Raw genomic sequence first — 1940 nt, 5'->3', positions numbered from 1 at the left:
TGGACGAAACGACGCGGCGGCCCACCCGGATCGCCGCCGCGTCAGAGCAGCATTTTGTCGTCAGGCTGCTGTAGCTGCCGCTCCGCTTGCTACCGTAGGGATAGTAGTAGGTGTCAGCCTGGATGACCCCCGCGCTGTTGACAATGCGCGCCGTGCTATTGAGCTGGTCGCTCAGCAGGTAGTAGACCACGCCGCCGCTGCGCATGGCAACGACGCCGCCCGGACCCGTGTAGTAGCTCCTGGCCGCACCGCCAGAGTATTCGTACAGCCCGGCGATGTAGACTGTCGTCACCCCACCCACTGTGCTCTTGACCCGGTTGCCGTCCGCATCATAAACGAAGGAAGCCAGGACAGTCGTTCCCTGTTTCACCTCCGTCAGCCGATTCTCATAGTCGAAAACCAGGGTGTAGACCACCTCGCCGATAGTCCATAATGGACCCAGTCTGGGCTGAAGATAATATTGAAAGGGCTCTGCCCAGCGGGCAAAAAGCCGACAAACCAAGCCATGGGAGAGAGAATGCCAACTATTCAGAACAGCAAGAATAAATGCCGCTTCATCCTTCTCTACTCCATGTTATTGAATACGCTCAACACACTGGGTCATCTGTCTATCGATGGCCTGCAGGGCTTGGATCAATTGCTCGTGTGTCATGTATTCAGGCGAGATCCAGGTATCAAAGGCAGAGAGAAACCGATCATATTGCGCCAGGGCCGCGCAGATTCTGTTATATTTGCCCCCAGTCTCGAAATCCGCACAAGCCAGGCGGAATCTATCGGCGGAGCGATTCGTGTAAACGATATCGGGTTCCTCCCAAGGAGTGATACGTCCTGATCTGTAAAACACGCCTGGCTGCTGTCGTGCGAATTCACGGGCTGCCTGTTCGGGGTCGTTATAAAGCAACAGTTCATGGAAGGCTCTAGCTCCAAACTCGGGGTACAGAAATGTGACCCTGACACCTGCGAGTGCCCTGCCAGGTAGAATGCGTTCTGGCAGATCGTAGGGGCCTGGAGCACTGGCAATCTGCCATCCGACGGGTAAATCCGTAACATTTAGCAAACACATCTGTAGATCTGTCTGAACTTGTACTCTCGCTTGCTCTGGGGGTTGACAAGCTGACAGAAGCAGCATAAACACGAAAGCCGCCAAACCTACTAGTCTAATGTTTCGTCTGCGTTGGAGCCTACCGATATCCACCGTTACCTCCTGCCGATCCTGTTCCGAATCGCGGCTCCATTCCCCTGCGAGGCAACAAACCAGCATAATCATCAAATACCTGCCAGAACTGAGCCGGTGTTACATTTAACTGATACCGCTCATACAGCTCGATGCCAATACGGATCGATGCTTGATCATACGGATCATCGAACCAACTTCCCCAGTATCCAAGTTGACTGGTCCCATCCATAATCTGAGCCGCACCTGCACCAGCAAGCAATTCTGTTCGCGACAACCCGACCTTGCGTCCGACATATCCATAGTGGATATTCGACCAGATATCAAACCGATAGCCATAGCCATCATGCCACGCTATCGCTCCAAAACGACTGAGAATGTAGGGTTTGTGGTCCCAGGGGGCGCCGGTCTGCACCATAGACTTCCATTGTCGGTACGCCTCGACCTTGGCGTAAGCAGCGAGAATCAGGATCAATGAGTCACTTTTTTCTGGCCCATTGCGCAAAACCTTTTGGGCTTCATCCCGCAATAATCGTACAGCCATTGCGTTAAGCCGCTCAATTGTCAGTGCAATGGGACTTTGCGCATTGGGTAGCATCTCATCGTAGATTAGCCAATTTGCAACTACATCGCCAGAAACAGGAGTTTCCGGAGGGGAGGTAAAACTACCGACCCCATCTCCCGCATCGATTATGGGAACATGCCCACTGGGATCCACGAACCGCAGGGGGTTGTTGAGCACATACGCGTACCGGTTCAAACTCTG

General features: G+C 53.6%; 3 protein-coding genes. All 3 read right to left on the bottom strand.

Annotated features, from left to right (window positions below; genetic code table 11):
- A partial coding sequence (locus D6694_15790) for a hypothetical protein (protein ID RMH33047.1) occupies nt 1-502 on the bottom strand: 502 nt, incomplete at its 3' end.
- A 72-nt stretch (nt 503-574) separates the two neighbouring features.
- On the bottom strand, nt 575-1129 hold the full coding sequence (locus tag D6694_15785) for a hypothetical protein (protein ID RMH33046.1): 555 nt from the start codon (nt 1127-1129) through the stop codon (nt 575-577).
- A gap of 52 nt (nt 1130-1181) precedes the next feature.
- Nucleotides 1182-1940, bottom strand: a 759-nt coding sequence (locus D6694_15780; protein RMH33045.1) for a hypothetical protein, incomplete at its 5' end; no start/stop codon positions are given.

It is taken from the genome of Gammaproteobacteria bacterium, from assembly GCA_003696665.1.
In the GTDB taxonomy this organism is placed as follows: Bacteria; Pseudomonadota; Gammaproteobacteria; order Enterobacterales.
Note: the sequence above shows the minus strand (reverse complement) of the source record. Positions and strands in the feature narration are given on the sequence as shown.